Annotated in this window: 37 protein-coding genes and 1 tRNA gene; 24 read left to right on the top strand and 14 right to left on the bottom strand. The window is 32.2% G+C overall.

Features of this window, described 5'->3' with window-relative positions; all coding sequences use genetic code 11:
* Position 1: 1 nt before the first annotated feature.
* The 19 genes from NMSP_RS03680 (at position 2) to NMSP_RS03585 (ending at position 8,599) form a co-directional block, all read left to right on the top strand.
* On the top strand, positions 2 to 460 hold the full coding sequence (locus NMSP_RS03680) for a 50S ribosomal protein L22 (protein WP_086907503.1): 459 nt from the start codon (positions 2 to 4) through the stop codon (positions 458 to 460).
* Positions 461 to 462: 2 nt separating this feature from the next.
* Positions 463 to 1,251 (top strand): 30S ribosomal protein S3, encoded by a 789-nt coding sequence (locus tag NMSP_RS03675; protein WP_086907502.1) that lies wholly within the window; start codon positions 463 to 465, stop codon positions 1,249 to 1,251.
* The gene (gene rpmC / locus NMSP_RS03670; RefSeq protein ID WP_086907501.1) at positions 1,248 to 1,454 is read left to right on the top strand and encodes a 50S ribosomal protein L29; all 207 of its coding nucleotides are present in this window, start codon (positions 1,248 to 1,250) and stop codon (positions 1,452 to 1,454) included. The genes NMSP_RS03675 and rpmC overlap by 4 nt, the downstream gene beginning before the upstream one ends.
* The gene (locus NMSP_RS03665; protein WP_086907500.1) at positions 1,451 to 1,717 is read left to right on the top strand and encodes a ribonuclease P protein component 1; all 267 of its coding nucleotides are present in this window, start codon (positions 1,451 to 1,453) and stop codon (positions 1,715 to 1,717) included. Before rpmC ends, NMSP_RS03665 begins: the two co-directional genes overlap by 4 nt.
* Positions 1,714 to 2,043, top strand: a complete 330-nt coding sequence (locus NMSP_RS03660) for a 30S ribosomal protein S17 (protein WP_086907499.1) — start codon at positions 1,714 to 1,716, stop codon at positions 2,041 to 2,043. The genes NMSP_RS03665 and NMSP_RS03660 overlap by 4 nt, the downstream gene beginning before the upstream one ends.
* Complete coding sequence (locus NMSP_RS03655; RefSeq protein WP_086907498.1) at positions 2,043 to 2,465, top strand: 50S ribosomal protein L14; 423 nt, start codon at positions 2,043 to 2,045, stop codon at positions 2,463 to 2,465. The genes NMSP_RS03660 and NMSP_RS03655 overlap by 1 nt, the downstream gene beginning before the upstream one ends.
* 4 nt (positions 2,466 to 2,469) lie before the next feature.
* Positions 2,470 to 2,910, top strand: coding sequence for a 50S ribosomal protein L24 (gene rplX / locus NMSP_RS03650; RefSeq protein WP_225971323.1), 441 nt, complete (start codon positions 2,470 to 2,472; stop codon positions 2,908 to 2,910).
* Positions 2,910 to 3,626 carry a 30S ribosomal protein S4e gene (locus NMSP_RS03645; protein ID WP_086907497.1) on the top strand — a complete coding sequence of 239 codons (717 nt, stop codon included), beginning with the start codon at positions 2,910 to 2,912 and terminating at the stop codon, positions 3,624 to 3,626. The genes rplX and NMSP_RS03645 overlap by 1 nt, the downstream gene beginning before the upstream one ends.
* Positions 3,627 to 3,630: 4 nt before the next feature.
* Positions 3,631 to 4,152 (top strand): 50S ribosomal protein L5, encoded by a 522-nt coding sequence (locus NMSP_RS03640; protein WP_086907496.1) that lies wholly within the window; start codon positions 3,631 to 3,633, stop codon positions 4,150 to 4,152.
* Positions 4,152 to 4,331 (top strand): 30S ribosomal protein S14, encoded by a 180-nt coding sequence (locus NMSP_RS03635; RefSeq protein ID WP_086907495.1) that lies wholly within the window; start codon positions 4,152 to 4,154, stop codon positions 4,329 to 4,331. Before NMSP_RS03640 ends, NMSP_RS03635 begins: the two co-directional genes overlap by 1 nt.
* 6 nt (positions 4,332 to 4,337) lie before the next feature.
* Positions 4,338 to 4,730, top strand: a complete 393-nt coding sequence (locus tag NMSP_RS03630) for a 30S ribosomal protein S8 (protein WP_086907494.1) — start codon at positions 4,338 to 4,340, stop codon at positions 4,728 to 4,730.
* Positions 4,720 to 5,277 (top strand): 50S ribosomal protein L6, encoded by a 558-nt coding sequence (locus NMSP_RS03625; protein ID WP_086907493.1) that lies wholly within the window; start codon positions 4,720 to 4,722, stop codon positions 5,275 to 5,277. The genes NMSP_RS03630 and NMSP_RS03625 overlap by 11 nt, the downstream gene beginning before the upstream one ends.
* A 15-nt stretch (positions 5,278 to 5,292) precedes the next feature.
* A complete protein-coding gene (locus NMSP_RS03620; RefSeq protein WP_086907492.1) occupies positions 5,293 to 5,583 on the top strand; it encodes a hypothetical protein in 291 nt (96 codons plus the stop codon).
* A gap of 67 nt (positions 5,584 to 5,650) precedes the next feature.
* A tRNA-Asn gene (locus tag NMSP_RS03615) sits at positions 5,651 to 5,724 on the top strand.
* A gap of 191 nt (positions 5,725 to 5,915) precedes the next feature.
* Positions 5,916 to 6,164: a hypothetical protein gene (locus tag NMSP_RS03610; RefSeq protein WP_086907491.1), complete on the top strand. Its 249-nt coding sequence runs from the start codon at positions 5,916 to 5,918 to the stop codon at positions 6,162 to 6,164.
* A gap of 4 nt (positions 6,165 to 6,168) precedes the next feature.
* Positions 6,169 to 6,396 (top strand): hypothetical protein, encoded by a 228-nt coding sequence (locus NMSP_RS03605; protein WP_086907490.1) that lies wholly within the window; start codon positions 6,169 to 6,171, stop codon positions 6,394 to 6,396.
* Between the two features lie 125 nt (positions 6,397 to 6,521).
* Positions 6,522 to 6,971: a DUF2299 family protein gene (locus NMSP_RS03600; RefSeq protein ID WP_086907489.1), complete on the top strand. Its 450-nt coding sequence runs from the start codon at positions 6,522 to 6,524 to the stop codon at positions 6,969 to 6,971.
* 641 nt (positions 6,972 to 7,612) lie between these two features.
* Entirely contained in the window at positions 7,613 to 8,098 is a 486-nt protein-coding gene (locus tag NMSP_RS03590; protein ID WP_086907487.1) for a DUF4352 domain-containing protein, read from the top strand.
* A 102-nt stretch (positions 8,099 to 8,200) separates the two neighbouring features.
* The gene (locus NMSP_RS03585) at positions 8,201 to 8,599 is read left to right on the top strand and encodes a histone (RefSeq protein WP_086907486.1); all 399 of its coding nucleotides are present in this window, start codon (positions 8,201 to 8,203) and stop codon (positions 8,597 to 8,599) included.
* A 92-nt stretch (positions 8,600 to 8,691) separates the two neighbouring features.
* Here the strand turns inward: NMSP_RS03585 and NMSP_RS03580 are convergent, their stop codons facing one another.
* The 7 genes from NMSP_RS03580 to purQ form a co-directional block, all read right to left on the bottom strand.
* The gene (locus tag NMSP_RS03580) at positions 8,692 to 9,099 is read right to left on the bottom strand and encodes a PPOX class F420-dependent oxidoreductase (protein WP_086908368.1); all 408 of its coding nucleotides are present in this window, start codon (positions 9,097 to 9,099) and stop codon (positions 8,692 to 8,694) included.
* 132 nt (positions 9,100 to 9,231) lie between these two features.
* Positions 9,232 to 9,735: a winged helix-turn-helix domain-containing protein gene (locus tag NMSP_RS03575; protein ID WP_086907485.1), complete on the bottom strand. Its 504-nt coding sequence runs from the start codon at positions 9,733 to 9,735 to the stop codon at positions 9,232 to 9,234.
* A 356-nt stretch (positions 9,736 to 10,091) separates the two neighbouring features.
* Complete coding sequence (purC, locus tag NMSP_RS03570; protein WP_086907484.1) at positions 10,092 to 10,916, bottom strand: phosphoribosylaminoimidazolesuccinocarboxamide synthase; 825 nt, start codon at positions 10,914 to 10,916, stop codon at positions 10,092 to 10,094.
* 59 nt (positions 10,917 to 10,975) lie between these two features.
* Positions 10,976 to 11,254 (bottom strand): DUF427 domain-containing protein, encoded by a 279-nt coding sequence (locus tag NMSP_RS03565; protein WP_086907483.1) that lies wholly within the window; start codon positions 11,252 to 11,254, stop codon positions 10,976 to 10,978.
* 89 nt (positions 11,255 to 11,343) lie between these two features.
* Positions 11,344 to 12,786, bottom strand: a complete 1,443-nt coding sequence (locus tag NMSP_RS03560; protein WP_086907482.1) for an amidophosphoribosyltransferase — start codon at positions 12,784 to 12,786, stop codon at positions 11,344 to 11,346.
* Positions 12,779 to 14,944 (bottom strand): phosphoribosylformylglycinamidine synthase subunit PurL, encoded by a 2,166-nt coding sequence (gene purL, locus NMSP_RS03555; protein ID WP_086907481.1) that lies wholly within the window; start codon positions 14,942 to 14,944, stop codon positions 12,779 to 12,781. Before purL ends, NMSP_RS03560 begins: the two co-directional genes overlap by 8 nt.
* On the bottom strand, positions 14,941 to 15,621 hold the full coding sequence (purQ, locus tag NMSP_RS03550) for a phosphoribosylformylglycinamidine synthase subunit PurQ (protein ID WP_086907480.1): 681 nt from the start codon (positions 15,619 to 15,621) through the stop codon (positions 14,941 to 14,943). Before purQ ends, purL begins: the two co-directional genes overlap by 4 nt.
* A gap of 78 nt (positions 15,622 to 15,699) precedes the next feature.
* Between purQ and NMSP_RS03545 the strand changes: the two genes are divergently transcribed.
* Complete coding sequence (locus NMSP_RS03545; protein WP_086907479.1) at positions 15,700 to 16,116, top strand: CBS domain-containing protein; 417 nt, start codon at positions 15,700 to 15,702, stop codon at positions 16,114 to 16,116.
* Here NMSP_RS03545 and purS read toward each other — a convergent pair.
* Together purS and NMSP_RS03535 are read right to left on the bottom strand one after the other, a co-directional pair.
* Positions 16,113 to 16,373, bottom strand: coding sequence for a phosphoribosylformylglycinamidine synthase subunit PurS (gene purS / locus NMSP_RS03540; protein WP_086907478.1), 261 nt, complete (start codon positions 16,371 to 16,373; stop codon positions 16,113 to 16,115). The two genes, NMSP_RS03545 and purS, sit on opposite strands and share 4 nt — an antisense overlap.
* 52 nt (positions 16,374 to 16,425) lie before the next feature.
* Entirely contained in the window at positions 16,426 to 17,586 is a 1,161-nt protein-coding gene (locus NMSP_RS03535) for a class I SAM-dependent methyltransferase (RefSeq protein WP_192866218.1), read from the bottom strand.
* A gap of 139 nt (positions 17,587 to 17,725) precedes the next feature.
* Here NMSP_RS03535 and NMSP_RS03530 point away from each other — a divergent pair, with 139 nt between their 5' ends.
* From NMSP_RS03530 to NMSP_RS03520, 3 genes are read left to right on the top strand one after another with little or no spacing between them, the layout of a single operon-like run.
* A complete protein-coding gene (locus NMSP_RS03530; RefSeq protein WP_225971322.1) occupies positions 17,726 to 18,148 on the top strand; it encodes a hypothetical protein in 423 nt (140 codons plus the stop codon).
* 53 nt (positions 18,149 to 18,201) lie between these two features.
* The gene (gene tatC / locus NMSP_RS03525) at positions 18,202 to 18,993 is read left to right on the top strand and encodes a twin-arginine translocase subunit TatC (RefSeq protein WP_086907475.1); all 792 of its coding nucleotides are present in this window, start codon (positions 18,202 to 18,204) and stop codon (positions 18,991 to 18,993) included.
* Positions 18,994 to 19,020: 27 nt separating this feature from the next.
* The gene (locus NMSP_RS03520) at positions 19,021 to 19,227 is read left to right on the top strand and encodes a Sec-independent protein translocase subunit TatA/TatB (protein WP_086907474.1); all 207 of its coding nucleotides are present in this window, start codon (positions 19,021 to 19,023) and stop codon (positions 19,225 to 19,227) included.
* On the opposite strand, the gene NMSP_RS03515 is transcribed toward NMSP_RS03520, so the two are convergent.
* From NMSP_RS03515 to NMSP_RS08410, 4 genes are all read right to left on the bottom strand, one after another.
* Complete coding sequence (locus NMSP_RS03515) at positions 19,219 to 19,653, bottom strand: polyketide cyclase (RefSeq protein ID WP_086907473.1); 435 nt, start codon at positions 19,651 to 19,653, stop codon at positions 19,219 to 19,221. The genes NMSP_RS03520 and NMSP_RS03515 overlap by 9 nt on opposite strands.
* 7 nt (positions 19,654 to 19,660) lie before the next feature.
* Positions 19,661 to 20,218, bottom strand: a complete 558-nt coding sequence (locus tag NMSP_RS03510) for a UbiX family flavin prenyltransferase (protein ID WP_086907472.1) — start codon at positions 20,216 to 20,218, stop codon at positions 19,661 to 19,663.
* 137 nt (positions 20,219 to 20,355) lie between these two features.
* Positions 20,356 to 21,465 carry a PQQ-dependent sugar dehydrogenase gene (locus NMSP_RS03505; protein WP_192866217.1) on the bottom strand — a complete coding sequence of 370 codons (1,110 nt, stop codon included), beginning with the start codon at positions 21,463 to 21,465 and terminating at the stop codon, positions 20,356 to 20,358.
* Positions 21,466 to 21,843: 378 nt separating this feature from the next.
* Positions 21,844 to 22,005, bottom strand: coding sequence for a hypothetical protein (locus NMSP_RS08410; protein ID WP_192866216.1), 162 nt, complete (start codon positions 22,003 to 22,005; stop codon positions 21,844 to 21,846).
* Positions 22,006 to 22,104: 99 nt separating this feature from the next.
* Between NMSP_RS08410 and NMSP_RS03495 the strand changes: the two genes are divergently transcribed.
* Positions 22,105 to 23,196 carry a formate--phosphoribosylaminoimidazolecarboxamide ligase family protein gene (locus NMSP_RS03495; protein ID WP_086907469.1) on the top strand — a complete coding sequence of 364 codons (1,092 nt, stop codon included), beginning with the start codon at positions 22,105 to 22,107 and terminating at the stop codon, positions 23,194 to 23,196.
* Positions 23,197 to 23,200: 4 nt separating this feature from the next.
* On the opposite strand, the gene NMSP_RS03490 is transcribed toward NMSP_RS03495, so the two are convergent.
* A complete protein-coding gene (locus NMSP_RS03490; protein ID WP_086907468.1) occupies positions 23,201 to 23,764 on the bottom strand; it encodes a hypothetical protein in 564 nt (187 codons plus the stop codon).
* Positions 23,765 to 23,995: the final 231 nt, after the last annotated feature.

The raw sequence follows: 23,995 nt of genomic DNA, 5'->3' as shown, positions 1-23,995 counted from the left end.
TATGGGTAGATTCGATTACGCTTTCCAAAATTATGATGCAACTAGACATGTTAGATCATCAGTAAGAGAAAAAGACATGTCTCACAAACACGCAAGAGAAGTTGCAGTTGCAATCAAAGGACTATCCATTGAAAAAGCTAGAGACTTTTTGTTAGCAGTAATCAATCAGAAAAGAGCAGTTCCATTTAGAAGATACAAAAATCAAGTTGGACACAAAGCAGATCCTGGAGTAATGTCAGGTCGTTATCCACAAAAAACAGCAAAAGAATTCATCAAAGTTTTAGATAATTTAGAATCAAATGCAGAATACAAAGGAATGGATTTAGACAGATTAAAAATTGTAAACGCTACAGTACACAAAGGAGTTATTGTAAAAAGATTCATTCCAAGAGCAATGGGCAGAGCAACTCCAAAGAATAATGTATTAACACACGTGGAATTGGTGGCCCAGGAGATTTAGATATGTCAGCAGTGAAAAATGTTATCAAAGATAATTACAACATGATGTTGTTAAAAGATTATTTGAAAATTGCAATTAAAGATGCAGGATTTTCTCATGCAGAAATATCAAAGACACCAACAGGTACAAGAGTTGCATTACACGTTACAAGACCAGGTATAGTTATCGGAAGAAAAGGTTCAGGAATTAGAGACCTTACAGAAAAACTGGCAACAGATTTTGGTTTGAAAAATCCTCAGATTTCAGTTAATGAAATAGAAAAACCAGATTTATCATCAAGTGTAATGTGTAATAGAATGGCATCACATTTGGAGAGAGGAACAGCATTTAGAAGAGCAACCATGTGGACTATGAAACAAATTATGGAAAGTGGTGCAATGGGTGTTCAGATTACAATTTCAGGAAAACTTAGAGGTGACCGTTCTGCATTTGAGAAACATGTTGCAGGAATTTTACCTAGAGCAGGTCATCATGCAGAGGTTATAGTTGATGAAGATATTGCACACGTAGAAACAGCAATGGGTCTAATTGGAATTAGAATAAGAATTGCAAATAAAGAAAAAGTCATTCCAGAATTTGAATTAATTAAAGAAAAGAAAAAGAAAGAGGCAAAAGAAAAACCAGTCAAAAAAGTTGAAGAAGTTAAAGTTGACGGAGATGTTAAAGTTGAAGTCATTAAGGTAGAGACAGATGAAGAGAAAGCTAAATCAGAATCAGAACAAATTGCAATTGAAGCTGAAAAAATGAAAACTTTAGAAACATTAGAAGAAGATGAGGCAACAATGAAATGACCAAAATCAGTATGAAAACAGTAAACAATTTGAATGAGAAAGATCTTAAAAGTAAAATTCAAGAAAGCAGAACAGAATTAGCAAAACTCAGAGTAGATTCATCTAAAGGAACATTAAGAAAAGAAAGTGGCAAATTAAAACCAATTCGTCACAATATTGCAAGAATGTTAACTAGATTAAATGAAATGGAGAAAAAGCAATGATTACCATAGATACAATTGCTAGACATGAGTTAATCGGTTTAGATACACAAGTAGTAGAATCAAGTAATTTACAATTAGTAGGATTAAATGGAAGAGTAATCAATGAAACAAAATCTATGTTAACAATAAACACAAAAAAAGGTAAAAAAATGATTCCAAAATTAACCAGTAATTTGAAATTTTTCATCAAAGGTGAAAGTTTCTTAGTTAATGGATCATCAATTGCAAAGAGACCATTTGAAAGAATAGGAGCAAAAGCATGACTAGAAACATAGGAATCAAAGTAAACGCACCTAAAGAGGAACCAAAAGATGGGGATACAAAAAATCCATTTAATGGAACACTTTCAATTCGTGGTAAGTTATTTGAAGGTAAAGTCATTAAATCAAAAGCAAAAGACACAGTAGTTATTCAAAAAGAATCTCCTGTTTACTTTACTAAATTTAAAAGATATGCTAGAAATACAAGTACCATTCATGCACACGTACCATCAAACTTAGTAGTAAAAGAAGGAGATGTAGTACTGGCTGCAGAGTGCAGACCAATAGCAAAATCCGTATCATACGTAGTAATTGAGGTAAAAGCATAATGGCAAAACAAGCAGGTAAAGGCGTTGAAGAGTTCCGTCCATATGTAACAAGATCAATACCAGTAGGTGCAAACATCACATGTGCAGATAATTCAGGTGCAAAAATTTTAGAAGTAATCAATGTTCCAAGACACAAAACAAGAGCATCAAGACTTCCTGCAGCAGCAGTAGGTGATTTTTGTAATGTTGTAGTAAAGAAAGGACCAGCAGAATTAAGAAAACAAGTGTATGGTGCAGTAATTGTTAGACAAAAATATGCAGTACGTAGATTAAACGGAGTTAGAGTTTGTTTTGAAGATAACGCAGCAGTATTAATTACTCCTGAAGGAGAAACAAAAGGAACTGACATTAAAGGACCAGTAGCAGCAGAAGCCTCAGAAAAATGGCCTAGAGTAGCTAACTTGGCATCAACGGTGATATGATAAAATGGTAAAACCAACAAAAATGCGCAATCGAATGATTTTCCAAGCTACAATTCAAACTAGAAGTAAACAATTGGGCGCTAATTTATCAAAAGACTTACAAAAAAAATACGGTAAAAAAAGTGCTAGAGTAGTAGAAGGGGACAGCGTAACCATTCTTAGAGGAGAATTCAAAGGAGTAGATGGTAAAGTTTCAAATATTTCAACATCAAAATCTAGTGTTGCAATTGAAGGAGTTAAGAAAGAAAAAACTAAAGGTGATAAATTTGACGTTTACATACACACATCAAATCTAGTAATTACATCATTAAACGGAGATGACAAATGGAGAATGGCCAAATTACAAGGAAAAGATCCTAGAAAACAACCTAAAGAAACTCCAAAAGAAAATAGTAAAGAAACAAAAGTAGAAAAAGAAGTCGAAAAAAAGGAAGATGAGAATTAATGGTTAGTATAGCAGGAAGTAAAAAACTCAAACGACAAATGGCTCCACAATTCTGGGGCATTGCAAGAAAAGATAAACGATTTGTAATTACAACAAGACCAGGTCCACACAAAAAGAGTTATGCAATTCCAACAGCTGTATTTCTTAGAGACACATTAAAGATAGTTTCAAGTCTTAGAGAAGCTAAAGCATCAATTTATTCGGGTAAAGTCAAAATCGATGGAGTTGTTAGAAAATCATTACATCATGCAATTGGATTAATGGACGTTATAGAATTAGAAAATGTTTCAGATATCTATCGTCTTGTGCCAACAGAAGGAAAAATATTGAAACCAATTAAAATTACAGATGCAGAAAAATCTAAAAAATTAGTAACAATTGTTACTAAAACAACAATAAACAAAGGTAAAACACAGACAGGATTTCATGATGGTCGCTCAACACTTGCAGAAGTAAATGGAAAAATTGGCGACACATGTGTTATGCAAATTCCAGATCAAAAAGTTTTAGAAATAATCAAACTTGAAGCAGGATGCCAAGGACTAGTTACACGTGGTGTAAATGCAGGACAAATAGGCAAAGTTGAAAGTGTAGAAGAAGGAACTTTTATTCTTCCAAAAAGAGTCATTCTAACTCTAGGTGATAGAAAAATCGAAATCCCAGCTGATGTTATTATGCCAATAGGTAAAGAGGAGCCTGTAATTCAATTAAAGTGATAATATGTCTCAAGTAACAGAATCCCCAATGAAAAAAATCTCATTAGAGAAAGTAGTTTTGAATATGGGAATTGGTAAATCAGGTGATGTAATAGATATTGCAAAAAAAGCATTAGAACAAATTTCAGGTAAAAAACCATCAACAAGAAATGCAAAAGATACCCAAAGAGAATGGGGAGTAAGAAAAGGAGAGCCAATAGGAGTTGCAGTAACAATCAGAGGTGATGACGCAATAGCATTATTGAAAAGATTACTCGAAGCAAAAGGAAATTCTGTTAATGGTAGATCATTTGATAATTTTGGAAATTATTCATTTGGAATTAATGAACATATCGATATTCCAGGTGTAAAATATGATCCACAAATAGGAATTTTAGGACTTGGAATTTCAGTTACATTAACCAGACCAGGTTATTCAATTCGTAAGAGAAGTAAACACAAAGCTAGTGTAGGAAAATCACATATCATTACGAATCAAGAAGCAAAGGATTATCTAACAAAAGAATATGGAGTTACGATAGTATAATGCCTAAAGATAGATCCTATGAAGCCACTGGTAGAAAAAAACATGATTTTGGAAGAGGTTCCAGATGGTGTAAAAGATGTGGAGATTATACAGCTGTTATTCAAAAATATGACTTAATGTTATGCAGACGATGCTTTAGAGAAGTAGCAACATCTTTAGGGTTCAGGAAAAATCGGTGATTATAGATGCCAGCAACCAATATTTTAGCAAATTTGTTCGTTACACTTTACAATAACGAGACAAGAAGGAAATCAGATTGCATTATCTTACCAACTTCGAAATTAGGTGTTGAAGTCCTAAAAACACTTCAAAAAGATGGATATATTGGAGAATTCGAACATATTGACGATAAAAGAGGCGGCAAATTCAAGATAAACTTGTTAGCAAAAATTACCAAATGTGGGGCTATCTCACCAAGATTCAAAGTAAAAAATGATGAATATAATAACTGGGAACAGCAGTACTTGCCTTCATATGATAGAGGAATGTTACTAGTTACAACAAATCAAGGTGTCATGTCACATCACGATGCCATAGAAAAAGGAATTGGAGGATTTTTAATCGGATATGTCTACTAGTCAATTAGAAAAATTTCAAGACGAAGTGGAGATTCCAGAAGGAGTTACAATTACACAAAAAAAACACATGTTAACATTTGTAGGTCCATTAGGAAAAACACATCAAAGTTTCCGCAAGATTCCAGTAAATTTAGAAATTACAGATAGCAAAGTTCTACTAACAACAATTGATCAAAGAAAAAAAGACTATGCAATTTTACATGCAGCAAGATCATTGATTAGAAATATTTGTGAAGGACTGATTACAGGATATACGATTAAAATGAAAGTTGTTTTTGCACACTTTCCAATAACAGTGAAAGTAGAAGGAAAGGATGTAATCATTGAAAACTTTCAAGGAGAAAGAGCACCAAGAAAAACAGTCATAGTTGGAAATACCAAAGTTATTCCAAAAGGAGAGGATGTTATTCTCACTGGAGAAGTTTGGACAGATATCACTCAAACTGCAGCAAATATTGAATTAAAAACCAAAGTAAAGAACAAAGATCATAGAGTATTCTTAGATGGTATCTATGCTTTTGAAAAGAAAAAAGGTATCGACAAATAAAATTTCTACTAACTTATGAATATTGATCCAGAGTTTGTTAAAACAACTACAGAATTTATTGATCAAACATTAGAGGCTTACAAAGCAGCAGGTGTATCTCCAACTGTAGGAGATATTTGGGATTGTGAAAATGTGGGAGATTTTCTGTGTGGGTTTTTTGTAGGAGAATTAGTTGGCTCAATACTGAGTGCATTTCAATATTCACAAAAAAGAGATCCTACTGCCGATGAACATTTAGAAATTGTCGGTTTAGTAGAAAGTCGTTCTAAAGAAATTAAAGAATTCTTTTCAAAATTTAATAATTAACTTCATTAAATCCTTCAAAGTCCTAAGTCGCAAAGATTAAATCACTTTTGTCAAGGTTAAACCATGTGCCTCCCTAGCTCAGCGTGGTAGAGCAACTGGCTGTTAACCAGTGGGTCACCAGTTCAAGTCTGGTGGGAGGCGCATTTTATATTTCTAAATTCGAGTTTTGAAACATTTTTTATCTTTAATCTAGTGTATCACTAACAGAAAGAAGATTATATTTCTAAATTCGAGTTTAGAAACATTGATCGGTTGTAAGTAATTGGTTTACTCAATTAGACAACATAGATCTAATACATGATCGGGCAATAACAATATGCAGGAAGTTTACATTGGTTAGAACTAGAAGAGCCAATAGATATTGTGTGGATTGTGGTGCAAGACTGGTATATTATCCCAGATTATCCAATCCAAAAGCACCGAATGAACACAGAGTGTTAGTTTATGCATGTCCAGATTGTACAGATGACTTTGAAAAACCAAAAATGTTTTCAATAAAAAGAAATCAAGTAGAAGATCCACTAGAAACTGTAGAAATTGAGATTACACAGTTACAGAAAAAAGTAGCTTTAACAAAATAATTTTATGACTTATTCAGAAAAACCAAGAAGTAATGCATGGTATTTGCTTCCAATATTCATAGGAATGATTGGAGGAATTATTGGCTATTTGATCATCAGAAAAGATGATCCTCGTAAAGCAAAAAATTGCATATACATAGGAATTGTGATGATGGTAATTGGAATTATTTTCAACATCATGCTATTAGGAGTTGACGTTGTGAGCAATCCAGGCTTTAATGTTAACGTCTAGCCAACACGCTAATTTCCCATCCTAAATTTAACTTATTTCTAAATTCGAATTTAGAAACATATCTAATTGATACTAGCAATTTATCAAATTTAGAATCATATAGAAGTAAATTCAAAAATTCAACAATGAGTGCATCAAGAATGAGAGATAATGTAGAAAGATGGTTAATTCATGAAAGTTTGTCATTTGATCAAGTCAAGAATGAAGAAAACACATTCCAAATTTTAGTAAAACATGCAGGCCAATACGGAATACCAGTAGAAATTTTTGAACCAAAAGCACAATTAGGAATTCTAGTAATAGGGGCAAAAATAGAAATGAAGAATAATCAAATTATCAGATACAGAGGATTTAATGAAGAAGAAAGAACAAAATTTGCCAACAAAGTTTCAGATTTTTGCAATTCAATTGAAGCAATAAGTAAAATAATCAACGAAGATGGAAAACAAAAAATTGCAGTCTATGTCGTATTAGATGACAAAGATAACATCAACCAACAAGCAATGTTTGAAGCAATAGACAGTGTTTCAGATAAACATGAAAAAACAGCCAGATTTCTATTAAAAACATTTTAAAAAATCATAGATGAAAAATGGACAAACTATTTCTTCCTTAAAGGGGGGGGGTAAAACAACAAAATATTATCAAAAAACAAATCATGTGATAATATGATGAAATTTTTGGAAAGGATATTGTTTAAAAAATGGACAAAAATATTCATAAAAAATATTTTTGAAAATGAATGAACAAAATTGCAAATAATGATAAAACTACAAGTTCATGCCTACGCGTTAAACCCCCCTATGAAAAAAAGGGTTTCAGGCATATGATGAAATTTTGGAAAACAGGCATTTTGATGGGGGGTTTAACACTTATGCCTAGATACAAAAAGCAAGGGCAATTCCACCAAGGTATCCCAACAAAGGATGGGTAATCTTTCTAAAGTAGGCGTAAAAGCTAAACCCCCACAAATTAAGTGAATTTGTAGAAAAAATTCATAGAAATTGAGCAAATATTTCCCAAAAATGAATTTGAAAACAAGTACAATCCAGGTAAAAAATAATTCAAAATAATGAAATTTATGAAAAAATAGTCAATTAATCGTCCCAAATACCCCCCTATTTTGACATAATTTTTCCCTACAATATAAAAAACTTCAAAATACTAAAATGAAAATTTACGTTGCAACTATATATCAAAAAATGAGTGACAAATTATGGCACGAATGGGCTTAGTAATTGTAATTGGAGCAATAATTGGTTCAATGGTACTAGCAAATTACATGTACATGCAATATCAAACCAATTTCATCGAAGTTAGTGAAGGAGAAACAGTCATCGTAGGGCCAGTGGAATACATAGTAACTTTTGAGGGCACACATGATGGGGATAAAGAGACAGAGCCAGAAAATACATTTGTAAAAATTGGCATTATTGCAAAAAATATCAGTGATGAAAATACAGTTGTGTCTGGAGGACAATTTTTCCTGATTGATGAAAAGGATCAAAAACATAAGGCAGTTTTTGGTGAATTTTCATCAAAAGACCTATGGTTGGTAGGATTAGAACCAAACAAACCAATTGAAGTTACAACACAATTTGACATTCCATTTGATGAAGATGAAAATTATAAAATTGTCATAAGACCGCAAAAGGATCAAGCAACAGTAGATACGGCATCAATTTGTCTAACAAATTGTTGATCGATAAATTTTAAAAAATAAAAAAAGTGTCAAATTTTATTATAGTAAGCGTAGTATTGTGTGACTTTTACTACATAACACATACTATTTTTGAAAAAAGTCATGGCAATATCTAAAGCCAAAAGAGCTGAAGCAGCTAAGAAAGCAGCAAGAACTCGTAAGAGGAATGCAGCTAAGAAAGCAGCTGAAGCACTAAAGGCAGCAGCAGCTCGTAAGAGAAAGGCAGCAGCAACTCGAAGGAAGAATGCAGCTAAGAAAGCAGCACCAAAGAGAAAAACTGCAGCTAAGAAAAAGGCCGCTCCAAAACGTAAGGCAGCTAAAAAGAAAGCAGCACCAAAACGTAAGGCAGCTAAGAAAAAGGCCGCTCCAAAACGAAAAACTGCAGCTAAGAAAGCAGCTCCAAAGAGAAAGGCAGCTAAAAAGAAAGCAGCACCAAAACGTAAAGCTGCTCCAAAACGCAAAGCCGCTCCAAAGAGAAAGGCAGCTAAACGAAAACGTTAAGCTGTCAAATCACCTTTTTTAAAAATTAACGTATTAGATATACCATATTTCTAAATTCGAATTTAGAAACATTATAAATCCACAGACGTAAATCAATCAGACATCTGCAACTCAGGTAAAACAAAAATTTTTTCAGGCTTAATTTTCAAAATGATTCGTTTCTCATTTTCTTGCTTAAAGGGATAATTAGGACGTCCCATATACTGTTGAGTTAATTTATCTGCATGAGAGTAATCGGCATCAGAAATTATTTCAATTACTTTACCTCGAATTGTGGTCATATCAAGAGGATTGTCATTGGAGGTAACGGACACTGCAACACGAGGATCACGTAAGATATTTTTGTGTTTTATCCTACCCTCAGCAGTATTTACTAAGATAAGTCCATCCTCATAATTTGCCCAAACAGGAGAAACCTGGGGAGAGCCATCTTTCATTATAGTTGCAATGAAAACAAGATTTTTTTCTGAAAATAATTTTACAACTTTTTCATCAGTCATTTTTCTACAATTTGTAACATCCATAAAATAAAGTTTGGATATGCAAAATTTATCATATTTTTATCAAAATTTTGAGCATTTTGGTTTTACAATGAAAGAATGAACAGATCGCAAAATAAAAAACAATACAAATTATTTTTTATTGGATTTTTCAAGCACGTTAGTCATCGCCCTATTCATAATTTCCATTACCAAATATTGCGAATATTCATTAGATTTCTTACCCTTAGATTTACCAGTTTTAGGTCCAAGAGATTTGAGAATCTTTTCAATTTTCTCAGATGTATTATCAATGATTTTTGAATATGTTGAATCAAAGTTTTCAGGTGTTTGAAAATCTAAGAGTTTTGTAGAAGTGCTGTAAAATTTAGTGATAGCACCTCTAGATTCTTCAATTCTTGCAATTTCAATTAATCCAGAATTTTTTAAAATTTCCAAATGATGTCTTACTGTAGTAAGTGCTTTTTTGAATCCGTGTTTTTTTAGTGCAGTGGATATTTGATCAGCAGACATTGTCTGTCGATATAGAATTTCTACTATTTTTGCTCGTGCAGGGTCTTCAATTGCGCGTGCATCATCTGTGCTCGTAGTAACAATACGATTTACTTTAATCTCTTTTTCTAATAATGTAGACATACAAGAATTGATTTTAATCTGATCTAAAAGATCCTTGTATCATATTTTTTTGTCTAATCGCATCAATTTTTGTTTACTTTAATAAACTTAGTACCAATTTTAAAAAAATACCTTATGCTACAAAAACTATTGTAATGCATCTAAATAATATAGTAGCACTACAATAATCATAATAGCGTTTGATAGTAATTAATACTGCATTGAATAATATTGTAGGGGTTAAAAAAATATGAAAAAAATGAAATTTCAAAACATATGTCGTCAAATAGGCCATGTAGGGATATGATCAAGATAATATGAAAATCAATATTCGAGTTGAAAGTTAGCTAACAGTCAACATTACGTATAGAAGTTATCTAAAGAGATAATCCAGTTAATTTCTCATATGCAATTACATAACGTTCAGTAATTGTTTGAATTATTTCAGAAGGAATTTCTGGAGCAACAGGTTCTTTACCGTTTTTTCTATTATCTTCAAATTGTTTTTGATAACCATTAGCAGTTAGCCAATCACGCAAAATTTGTTTGTCGTATGATTCTTGAATTTTTCCAATAGCATAGGATTCTTTTGGCCACAATCTATATTCATCAGGTCCAATTGAATCCCCTAAAACAATTTTACCATCTAAAATTCCAAATTCTAATTTTAAATCAGCTAAAATAAAACCAGCATTATCGGCAATAGTTGCCATTTGAGCATAAATATCAACAGATGTTTGTTCCAACCAGGAGTACTGTTCTTCAGAAACTAGATTCATTTCTAATGCTTTTGTTTTGTCAACAGGAATATCATGTTCAGACTTTGTAGTTGGATCAAAAAACGGTTCAGTTAATTTTGCAGCCATTTGGGTATCAGTATCCTCTGGTAATTCTACATCACCATTTTTCCATCGACCAATTAAACTACCATAAAAATAGCCTCGAACTACACATTCCATAGGAATCATTTTCATTTTTTTTACTGAAATTTCAGTTTCAGATTCTCTTTTTATGAAATGATTTGGAACATCTAGTTTATCAAACCAAAATTCAGCAAAATGACACAAAACTTGGCCTTTTTTTGGAATATCCTGACTAAATTTTACATCATAAGCAGATACCCTATCAGAAAATTTGAAAAGTAGTGAATATTCATCTTTTTCATATAGATCTTTTACTTTTCCACTAGTTAGAAACTTCAATTAATTATGTTGAAATTTAATAGAATTTAACTGATAGGAAAAAGTATTAAAAATAATATTTATTTTATGTCTATTCCATTCCAAAATGCAACCATACCCTTGATCTTATTTGCTGCATCATTAGGTTCGGCATAATACCATGCACAATCTTTGTTGGTTTTACCATCTACAGTTACCGAATAATAATTTGCTTTTCCTTTCCAACCGCATACTGTAGTTAGTTCAGTTTTTGTAAAAAATTCCAACTTTATCGAATCAAATGGGAAATAATGATTTCCTTCAACAATTTCAGTATTGTCACTTTCAGCAATTACAACATTGTTCCACATTGCTTTCATGAAATTATTAGAAAATTACCATATTTAATCAAATCTTAATCGTTTGTGGATAATTTATAATTTAAATTACCTAAAACTTTGTTATCAAACTAAATTTTTGCTTTGACTTGTTCACGTTTTGTAAAGTCAGGTTTTATTCCAAGAGAATCATAATTTCCAGATGAACATGTAAAGCACATGGAATCCTTTGGCATTCCAACTGCATCAGCTAAATTCTCAGCATCATTGTATCCCAAAAAGTCAACACCGATACTTTTTCTAACCATTTCAGTTATTTCCTCAGTAGTCATTTCTTTACCATTAGTGAATGTTGCAAGTTCCTCTTGAGATGGGAAATCAATTCCAGCATAACAAGGATAATTGATTTGAGGATATGTTATTAACATGCTGATTTTTTTAGCCCCTGCTCTTCTGAGTGCTTTGATAATAGCTTTAGAACTTGTTCCCCTTACCAAACTATCATCAATAACTACAACATGTCTGTCTCTAATTATTTCACTAATTGGAATAATCCATCTGTTAATTTCTACTCTGTCACTTTGATGTGGTTCAATAAAACTTCTCAAAGGACCTTTCTTGCTGTATCTATCTTTGAGAAGGCCTTCATCAAAGGATACTCCAAGTTCTTGTGCGTAACCCAAGGCTGCAGGTCTTGCTGAATCTGGAACAGGTATTACTAAATCTGCATCTTTAATTGGGAATTTTTTTGCCATAAATCTTCCAATGTTTTTTCTAGAAACGTAAATGTTATGGCCTTCCATCATACTTGATGGATGTGCAAAGTAAGTAAATTCAAAAGAACAATGTGCACGAGACTTGTCATCTGAAAACTTTTCAGTCTCCAAACCATTTTTACTTAATTTGATTAATTCACCAGGAGTTACATCACGTTGTAACGTTGCAGCAACTGCAGTTACAGCTGCTGATTCAGAAGTTACAATGTATGTATCATCAGATTCCTTATGTCCTAAAACCATCGGACGAAATCCTTTAGGATCTCGTGCAGCATAAACAGAATTATCATCAGAAATAAAAGTAAAACAATACGAACCAACCATTTCATTTTTTAAAATTGAAAGTGCTTTTCCCATTTCCCCATTTTCAGAAATTAATGAAACCAATCTTTCTGCAGCAACTAATGTATCACTTGCATTTTGAGGAGTAAAAGAACAACCTCCAACTAAATTAGATAGTTCCTGAGCATTGGCAATTGTTCCATTATGTGCAACACAAAGATCTTTTACTTTGAGTGGTTGTGCATTGGCCAAAGTGCTTGTTCCCATTGTAGAATATCTGACATGCCCAATTACACAAGGAGATGCATATTCCTGTGCAATTTTTTTAAATTCAGAAGATGAGTGAGAAACTAGACCTACTTTTTTGAATGGTGGTTTGTTAGGTACTGCAAATCCCCAGGCCTCTTGTCCTCTGTGTTGTAAAGCACGTAATGCATCAAAAACCATAGGAACGACATTCTTTCCAGACAAACTGTAAATCCCTACTACTCCACAATTTTCTTTGACTTTAGGCACGTAGAACCATCTCCCTTAACGAATTAAACCAAGTCTTTTGTGCCTTATCAACGCTTAGATCAATTATTGGTTTAGAATCATTACTAAATTGAATGGAGTCACCAGCAAACTCACCAATTACTGAATATGATACATTGTGTTTTTTCAATACCTCTTCCAGATTTTGAATATTTTCTTTTTCAAATGTAATTAAATATCTTGAATGACTTTCTGAAAATAAAATCTTATCAGAATCCAATTTTTCGCCAGGTATTTTTTCCAATGAAATGTTACACCCAATTTGATTTGTCATGCAAAGTTCAGATATTGCAATTGCCAATCCGCCTTTAGAACAATCATGTGCAGATTTGATTAATTCATTTTCAATTATTTCCAATACAGAATCCATATTTTTCTTGGATTCTGTAAAGTCAACTGCAGGGCACTTGCCTCCAACAAATTTGTGAATGTATTCAGAATATTCTGAACCTCCCAATTCATCTCTAGTTTCACCAATCAGAATTAATGAATCTCCAGAATTAATTTTTTGAATCCTCAAAGGTTTCTTTTCAATTAAACCAATTACACCAATTACTGGAGTTGGTTTGATTGGACCATCAGATGTTTCATTGTACAAACTCACCTTACCACCAACACATGGAATTTCAAAGTCTTTTGCAAAATCAGTCAGTCCTTTAAGGGATTCTAAAAATGTCCAAAATATTTCAGGATCATTTGGATTTCCAAACTGAAGATGGTCAAGCATTCCTATTGGTTTTGCTCCAGTACAAACTACATTTCTACACGCTTCTTCAAAACAACCAATTGCACCTTCACGTGGATTAATGTAGCACTGTTTTGGATTACCATCAATCTTAATTGAAAGAGATTTTCCATTATCTAGCCTCAAAACAGATGCATCATGACCAGGTTTTGTTACAGTTCTAATTCCAACCTCATGATCATATTGGCCATAAACCCAAATCTTACTTGCAATATTTGGAGAACCAAGCAATTTCATCAAGGTTTCAGAATAATCAGATAATTGTGGGAAAGATTTTGCTATCTCAAGATTTTCAAGATATACAGGTTTTCTTGAAGGTAAATCAAGCAAAGTTGCATTTGCAACAATATCTGTAGAAATATTTGCAATTGAAGTTTCACCTTTTTTTACATGCATTTTATTGTCAAATGTTACGTGTCCAATTACAGAGCATTCAATTCTAAATTTCTCACAAATTTTTTGTAATTTAATTAATTTTTCACTGTCAGTAACAATCAACATTCTTTCTTGAGATTCAGAAATCATTATTTCATCAGAATGCATGTCAGACTCACGAGTATGGACTTTATCCACATCCATTTCTATTCCAATATCTAATGCATCAGCAGTTTCAGACACAGCACATGACAAACCACCACCGCCAAGATCTTTCATTGCATGAATTAATTGTTCATTACGTGCTTCCAAAATTGCTTCAATGATTAATTTTTCAATAAAAGGATCAGGGATTTGAACAGCTGAACGATCCTCAGTTTCTAAAGAATCAGATGCAAATTGAGAACCACCAATACCATCTCTACCAGTGGCACCACCCAATAGAACTACCAAGTCCCCTTTTTTTGCATGATTTTTAATTAAATTATCTTTTTTTCCAAACCCGATTGCAGCTACATCAACCATTGCGTAATTTTTGTAGCATTCATCAAATTCAACTTCACCTCCAACTGTAGGAATTCCTAAACAATTGCCATAATCTGCAATTCCAGTTACTGCATTTTTAAAAAGCCATTTTGCATGTTGATCATTTTCAATATTTCCAAAACGTAATCCATCAAGAAGTGCAATGGGACGAGTTCCAGCAGACAAAATATCTCTAATTACTCCTCCAACACCTGTTGCAGCACCACCATAAGGCTCAACTGCTGAAGGATGATTATGACTTTCAATATGGGCAGTTACAACATATCCATCTCCGACATCTAAAACTCCAGAATCATATCCTTTTTCATTAATTACCAATGGCCCATCCATGGGTAACATTTTGAGATGTTTTTTAGAAGATTTGTAAGAGCAGTGTTCGGACCATTCAGCTGCTACAATTTGTAATTCAGTTGGAGTTGGGTCTCTACCAATTTTTGTTTTTAATTCCTCTAATTCACGTGACTCTAAACTCAATTTTCAATTCCTGCCTTTTTCAATAGAGATTCAAAAATTAATGAAGATGGTTTGTTATCTTGAGGATTGATTTCGGATTCAACAGCTCTTTCAGGATGAGGCATCATGCCAACTACATTTCCATCTTCATTGCAAACACCAGCAATTTGATTTAACGAACCATTCACAACTTTATCATATTTGAAAACAATCTGATTCTTTTCTTCAAGTTTGTTCAATGTCTCATCATCTACATAATAACGTCCTTCACCATTTGCAATTGGTATAGGTATTTTCTGGTTTAATTCAAATTGATTTGTAAATGGAGTCTTATTATTTTCAACAATCAAATTTGTCCACTCACACATAAAATTAAGAGAATCATTTTTGAGCAAAACTCCAGGCAACAATCCAGATTCTACCAAAATTTGAAATCCATTACAAACTCCTAAAATTGGAAGTCCTTTTTGAGCAATTTTTTTTACATCTTGTATAATTGGACTATTTGCAGCAATAACTCCAGCTCGTAACCTATCACCATATGAGAACCCACCAGGCAGAATGACAGCATCAAGATTATCAGGAAGAGGCTTGTCATGCCAGCAATATTGGGCATTTAGATTAAAAACATCAGATAATACATGAAACATATCACGATCGCAATTACTTCCAGGAAAAACTACAACTCCAACATTCACAATAGATTTTAGTTTCAGAGTTATTTAATTTGAGCCCAGCCTAATACAATTTTTAAGTGAATAATTTAGGGGATCGCTATGGCAAAAGTCAGAGACATCATGCAAAAGAATGTAATTACAATTGAAAGCATAAAAAAAGCACATGATGCAGCAATTATTCTTAAAGAAAAAGAGATCAGTTTTGTAGTAGTGGTCAAAGAAGGAAAGCCAATAGGAATTGTTTCAGAAAGAGACATTGTAAGAAAAATTGTTGCAGACAGCAATGATGCACATGCAACACAATTAGAAACAATTATGTCTAAAAATTTCAAATGGGTCGAACCAAACGCATCAATTGAATCAGCAGTTCAAAAAATGTTAAACAACAACATTAGACGCCTAGTAGTTTTGGAAAATGAGAATTTAGCAGGAGTAATCACTCAAACAGATTTAACAGAATTTCTGAGAAGCAAAATTTTGATTAATGCAACTGTTGAAAATATTGAAACAAATTAAATGTCAAAAACATCAATTTTGACAATACTGACCATAGGATTGTAAATTCTTAGTTCATCACAAATCTCCTTAACCTTTGACTGAGCAGTTTCTTTATCTTTTTCATCAATTGAAAATTTTAACATTTTTGCAGTTTTAATTTCAGATACATTTTGATGGGTACCTTTCAAAACTAAATCATTCAGAATGGTTTTTCCTTCAGGATCACTAATCCCAGGCTTGTTTTCTATTGTCACATGAACCTGATAACTTGTCATATCATCGAGTAGTAAAATACTGATTAATCTATCTTCCGAATAATTTCAAAAATTATAGCAGTCCACTTTGTATTAAAAATGATTTTAATTTCTCTTTTGTATTTACGTCATCAAATTTATCGTCTTGATCAATAGGTAATAGTTCATGTCCATTTAAAATTAAATTATGAGGTCCCAAGTCACGAGCATTATCAGTATTCATAGAATTAATCATATCAAGTACCTGATCATTAGTAGGATAGACACCATTATTTTCCAGAAATGTTCTCAAATCAATTCCTTGAATCCAATTTCTTTTTTCATTTCTTGAACCATAATCAATTAGGATTTCATCAAAATTTGATTTAATATCAATATGGGAATCAGGACCAAATTCCTCATCATATTTTTCAGTTCCACGCCAAGCACGATCAATTGTTTTAGATTCAGTATTTTTTAACAACCACATGTTTCTTTCAAGTTTTTGATTTACAGCGTCACCCAAACCGGATTTATTTTTGTTCAGTAATTGAGGTAAAAATTTTTCAAGTTTCAATTTTTCACTTTTAAGTCGAGATGAATTTTTTGTAGCAGTATTTTCTAAGGAATTAGGGTGTTCAAAAAAACAAAATGAACTCATAGAGACAAGAAGTTCAAGGACATCTTGAAAAGGCTCATCAAAGTGATGTACAACATTCAAAGCCAATACAATATCAAAATGCTGAACTTCTTTGAGATTCTGTAAATGTTTCAAATTCATTTGTTTTTCGAGGAGTAAAATATTCTGATTATTGTTTTTTTTACAAGAATCTAGCAAATTTCGTTTAGAATCACCCTCCACAGCAACAAAAACACCAGAAAAATCCTCAGATAATCGAAATGTGAAATAACCTTCAGCTGCACCCAAATCTAAAACAGATATTGGACGATTGAATTTTTTACAAAATTTTAAAATTTCTTGATAACGTTCTACAGACTCTCTATATCCTAAAGAAACAGTCTGTCCCTGTATTCTAACATCGTTGTAAGTATCTATTTGGATTGATTTGTTTTGAGAAATTTCTTTTTTTTGTAATTCAGTATATTCGCTAGAATTTTTGAGAATTAAAGACAGTTGTTCTAAATTTATTTTATTATTTTGTATCTCATCGGCATAGAAATCTAAGTCATCAAGTGTAGGCTCCCTATCTAATAATTGTAAATATTGTTCACGAATAGATTTCCTCATATTCATTACAAATAATTTCATCAGGCTAGTAATTTACATTTCTAGATAGCAATTTTAGGGTTAGATAGTTATACCAGAATATTTCAACATATCATATATGGCAAGAAAGGATAGAATGAGATATTGGAAAATCACTTCGGATGAAATGAAAGAATTCAATTACGATGAGAGTAAATTATTGAATTGGGAAATTAAATGTGTTAGAGAACCAGAGGAAGAAGCACACTTTATTGGAGTATTCATGTATAGAAATGGTACCGCTTATGATTATGAATCAGTTAAAGGGGTTTGTTATTTTCATAATAATATAGATAGAAAAGAACTTCCAGAAATTACAAAATTTTTGCAAGGAAAATTTAATGGTAAAGAAATGGAGAAAGGAGATAGAATACTATTGAAAGATTCAGATCAAATTTTCTCTAGTAAAGATATTGGTGAATTAGCAAAAGAAATGGAGAGTAAATTCAACACTAAAGCAATCATATCTTTAGAATTTGAAGACATAACTGCTGAAGCATTAAAAGAATCAGGCATGCCAGAAGCAAAACTATTGCCAATTCCAAAATAGGTCTTTTTTAAAAAATATACATTTTCATACATCATAGCACAAAATGAAATTGGATGTCAAATTTAGAAAGTATCAACACACATCTTGAGGAATTAAGAAAAAGACTTCTAAGAATAGTAATAGTAATTGGAATCATCACAGTTGTTGTTTTGACATTTCATGCAGAACCAATTAACATTGGAGAAGTTACACTGTACTATCCATCACCGGATCCTCAAAACAATATTGCAGCTCAAATTACAAACCATATGAGAGAGAATTTAGTTCCTACAGATGTACAATTAATTCAAACTGCACCAGGACAAGCTTTCTTTGCTCAAATGTATGTTTCAGCATTAGTAGGAATGGTAATTGGAATGCCAGTAATTATCAGAGAATTTGTTGGATTTATCAAACCAGCTTTGAAAGAAAATGAAATTAACGTTAGTAGAAATATCTCACTACCTGCATTAGGATTGTTTATTGCAGGATGTGTATTTTCATATAATTTTGTAATTCCATATATTTTAGAATTTTTATATCGATACGGGGATTCAGCTGGACTAGTTACATTCCTAAACGTAATGGAATTTGTAACTTTTGTATTACAATTTTTATTGGCATTTGGATTTTCTTTTCAACTTCCATTAATCATGTATGCAATTTCAATGTCAGGTATGGTAGACAAAGATTTTTGGAGAAAAAATGCAAGGTATGCAATTGTGATCATCATAATTTTTGGTGCAATCATTACTCCTGATGGAACAGGTGTTACAATGATGTTTGTTGCAGGGCCAATGATTGGATTATATTTTGCAGGCATGTTGTTCATTGAGCGTAAACAAAGAGAAAAGTTGAACACTTAAATCTGAAATCTAAGAAGTAGGGTTATAATGCTTGGAAGTACCGAAATCATAGTTTTAGTTGTGGTAATAGGCGTACTAATTTTTGGTGCTAAAAAAATCCCAGAACTTGCTAAAACATTTGGTAAGGCCAAAGGCGAATTTGAAAAAGGAAAAATTGAAGGAGATAAGGAACTAGAAGATTTCAAAGGAAAAATTGACGAATCTCCTAAAGATAAAGAAGTAAAATCAGACTGATTTTTCACATAAAATAGTCATATCATCTAGTAATTTTGAATAATTGGCAATTAGTTTCGATTTATCCAATAATTTTGGAATTTTCATTGCTCCCATCAATTTTAAATCCACATCAACTAAAATTTTAGTTCCGTCAGGAATTTCAATAAACTCCTGTCGAATGTAACTACCTTTAGATTTTCCACCAATAACAAAAACTTCATGTAAAACAAACGGTTTTGAGACATGTTTGGACATTAAAAGAAATTCAATGTCACCTAATGTGAAATGTTCCTCAACAACTGCAGTCTCTCCACGTACTGAACGAATACGGATAGATGGAAAATATGCAGGGATTAATTTTTCATATTGTTCATAATTGGAGAAAATCTCAAAAACATTTTTTCGTTTAGCATGAATAATTTTTTCTAAAGAAAATGTGGTCAACAGTATTTTAGAAACTTCCCCATCGAGGGTATAAATCATGATCAATGTCAAACTGATCAAGACATTTTCCTACTCCATGGTTTACAATATCATCAATGGTTTTTGGTTTAGTATAAAATTCAGTTACAGGTGGCAAAATTATTACACCCAGTCTGGATAATTTTAGCATGTTTTCTAAATGAATTGCAGACATTGGAGTTTCTCTAACCATTAAAATTAATTTTCTATCTTCTTTAATTGTCACACCAGCAGCTCTTGCAACTAATGTATCATCATAACCATTAGCAATTGCTGCTAATGTCTTCATACTACAAGGAGCAACTATCATGCCATTAATTCTATGAGTTCCACTAGATACACTTGCAGCCATATTTTTCTCATCTGAATCGCTGGCAGCAAGAGATTTTACATATTCAGGAGTATATTCAGTTTCCATTGAGATGCATTTTTCCCCCCACTCAGACATAACCAGATGTGTTTCAACATTTAATTTTTTTAAAACTTCAAGCATTCTAATTCCGTAGATTACTCCAGTGCTACCAGTAATTCCAATTATTAATTTCATGAATCAATATGGAAAATAGTAGTATTTAGAATAGACTCATCAAGGGGATTTGTTATGAAGATGGTTTGTTGCATTTTCCGTTGCCTCCAACCTAAAAGGAATAATTATCAGATAAAAAGCATGATTTTTGTTTGAAATCAGGATTTACGCTTAACTATTACTAAGCCCAAAATTATCCCAATACCCACAATACCAATTACAACATACAATGTTGCAAAATCATCAGCGGATTCTTTTGATGTGAATTTTTTTACATCCTCAAGAGGGGTTTCTGAGATACGAATTATCTTATCATTATTTCCATTGGCAGTAAGAAGATACAAATTTCCATCAGGACTCATTTGAGCAGTTCTAATTCTACCAAATTCTCCATCAAACATTTTTTCTGAACTAATTATAGAACCATCGTTTGCAATATCCATCACCATTAGATGCTCACCTCGAAGTGTTCCAACTAAAAATTTTCCAGTAAAATCAGAAATTTTTTCAGAATCAAAAAAAACCATTCCACTAGGAGCCCAAGTGGACTCACCACTGTGAATTATAGGATTAACAAAAGAATCATCCGGCGAATTTCCAACTATATTTGGCCACCCATAATTTTTACCTTTTAAAATCAGATTTATCTCATCATGCCCATAACCAAGTTCTCCTGAAGGACCATGTTCGGATGAAAGAAAAAGTCCGTCTGCAGACCACGCTAGTCCTTGGGGATTGCGATGACCATAAGAGAAGATAGGACTTGAATCAAATGGGTTATCATCAGGAATAGTTCCATCAGAATTAATTCTCAAAATTTTTCCAGCAAGAGAAGATAAATCTTGGGACCAGCCAGGATTAATTGCATCACCAGTTGAAATATACAATTTTTCATCTGGACCAAACTTTATTCTCCCACCATCATGCCATGGGGCACCAGGTATACCATCAAGAATCAACTGTTTGTTAGAAAGAGTGTCATCATCAACTTCAAAACTAAAAACTTTGTTTTGATAAAATTCAAGCTCTAAATTTGTTTGATATACGTAAATTTTGTTATTTTCTTCAAAGTCAGGATGTAATGCAAGACCCAATGTGCCACCCTCAACAGAACCACTCTTGGGGAAGGTTTGGATAACTTTTGCAACTCCAGATTCACTCATTTTCCAGATACGACCATCTCTTTCTGTAAAGTAAATATCTCCATTAGGTCCAAATACTATTTCCCAAGGATTATTGAGTCCATCCACTATTACGTCAGAATTCAAATCGCCAAATGCAGGCAACATCATTGAAAAAATGCAAATAGAAAAAAGTAAAAATAAAAATCTCACAATTACATGAAAGTTTTTTTATTTAAAATACTATGCAATAAATTCTAAAAAATAGAATTGCAAATAGGAATTCTTTGACAAGGTGTGCAAATTGAAAGTAAATAATACATAAAACAAATTATGATTTGGCTTAGATCGATATTAGATTTGACCCTTTACCTTGAATATTTTCTTCATAGAGATTATTCCTATGAGTTGTAAGAAAGGTTATGTCCATAATTTCGCATGGTTTGAAATTTTATCAAAAAAGATGTGTATTAATTGTAAACAAGAAGAAGCCTAGCTTCTTTCAAAAATAATTTTTAAATCATATCACTTGTTTTCAGATATATCTTGTTCAATGGATTCAGCAGATTCTTGTTCAACAGATTCCTTTTCTAATTTTCTTCGTTTAATCCATAATGAAACACCACAAACAGCCATTGCAGTTAGTAAAATTACACCTGCCATTTGAAGTTCAAATGAATAAAACATAGTTTTTTTTAAACTGGCATTTAAAAAAAACATTTTGGTATATTCCGATCTGATATATTGTAATTTTACATATATTAGATGCCAATATTTAGGCATAATATGATCAAAAGTTCTGAGATCAAGAAAATAGTTAATGATTATTCAGATGTAAAAATAGGAGTACTAGGAAGTCATTCTGCTTTAGAAGTAATGGACGGAGCAAAGGATGAAAATTTTGAAACAACTGTTTTTTGCCAAAAAGGTAGAGAAGGACCTTATCAAAGATTCAACAGAATTGCAGACCAAATAGTAGTATTAGATAAATTCAAAGACATGGCATCAGCTAAAAATCAAAAAATGTTAAGAGATTCAAACACAATTGTTGTTCCACACAGGTCTCTCACAGTTTATCTGGGTTACAAAACAATTGAAGATAAATTCAAAGTTCCAATTTTTGGAAATAGGAAATTATTTCAAGCTGAAGAAAGAACTGCTAAAAAAGGACAATACTATCTTTTAGAAAAAGCCAGAATCAAATATCCAAAATTATTCAAAGACCCAAAAAGAATCAACAAACCATCCATAGTAAAGGTTCAAGAAAAAAATAGACCTTTAGAAAGAGCATTTTTTACGGTATCATCATACAAAGATTACAAAGAAAAATCAGAACAGAAAATCAAACAAGGAGTTATTGCAAAAAAGGATTTAGAAAAAGCAAGTATAGAAGAATTAGCAATTGGAACTTACATGAATTTTAATTTCTTTCACACACCTATTTCAAATCAAGTTGACTTCATTGGAATCGAAAGAAGACTTCAAACAAACATTCATGACTATAATGCATTACCAGCAAAAGAGCAATTGGAGATGGATATTGATTTACAAAATATTGAGGTAGGCCATACTCCAGCAAGTATTAGAGAATCTTTGCTTGAAAAAGTTCTAAAAATGGGAGACAAGTTTGTCTCAGCAGTAAAAAAAGAATATGCTCCAGGCATAATTGGTCCATTTTCACTTCAAAGTGTCATTACTAAAGATTTAGAATTAATTGTTTATGATGTTTCATTAAGAGTTCCAGGAAACCCCATAGTTGCAACAACTAGCCCATATACAAAATACCAGTATGGTCAAACATTTGGAGTCGGACGAAGAATTGCAATGGAAATTAAAAGAGCTCAAGAAGAAGATCGTCTTGATGAGATAGTTACATAACTATTCAAACAGTGTTTAATTTTCCTGTATGTGTTTTAAAATATTCTTGAAGTGCAACATTAGAACGAACATCCTTGTAAGAATCCAACATTGTGTCCATTATTCGATTAATGTGATTTTGTAATCGTTTGATTCTTTGTTGTGCTATTGGATGCTGCAAAAGTCTAATTTTATCAAAATGATCAATTTTAGAAATTACCATAGTTATTCTATTAATTTCTTCTTGAATATGTTCAAGCAATTTTAATCCATCTTTACTAAAACCAAATCGACCACCATCACTGAACATTATAGTTGGAATCTTTTTTATCAGGTCAATTTCAAATTTTTGGTATTCTAAGAAATTATCCATCATTGATGAAAATTGATCATGAGTTTGAGGCGTATCAAGTTTTTTATAAAATAAATTATTTTTTAAAGTTCTAGATTCAAGAAATCCCATATAGGCTAGTCTTTGAATAGATTCAACTACTTCAGATTCATTACCACCACATCTTTCAATTATGTCTTTTAGTTCAACCCACTGAGAAGTACAAAATAAAATGTAATCATCATGAATCATTACCATCGTACTAACATGGATGGTATTGGATTTCTAATATGTTTAGGTAAAAAATTTGCATGAACAGATCAAATAGGAAATTAAATGGCGAAGCCCGCTTAATTGCAGAACAATAAGAGATTTCCTCTTGTGGTCAAGCGTCAAACGCCTGAGTGCCTTTTTCGTTCTGCGGGGCTACGCACTTTATTCATTAGTTTTTAGAACTAACGACATCATATTTCATACAATGTATAAGTA

Source organism: Candidatus Nitrosomarinus catalina, from assembly GCF_002156965.1.
Classification (GTDB): Archaea; Thermoproteota; Nitrososphaeria; order Nitrososphaerales; family Nitrosopumilaceae; genus Nitrosopumilus; species Nitrosopumilus catalinensis.
This window is presented reverse-complemented; position numbering and strand designations above follow the sequence as displayed.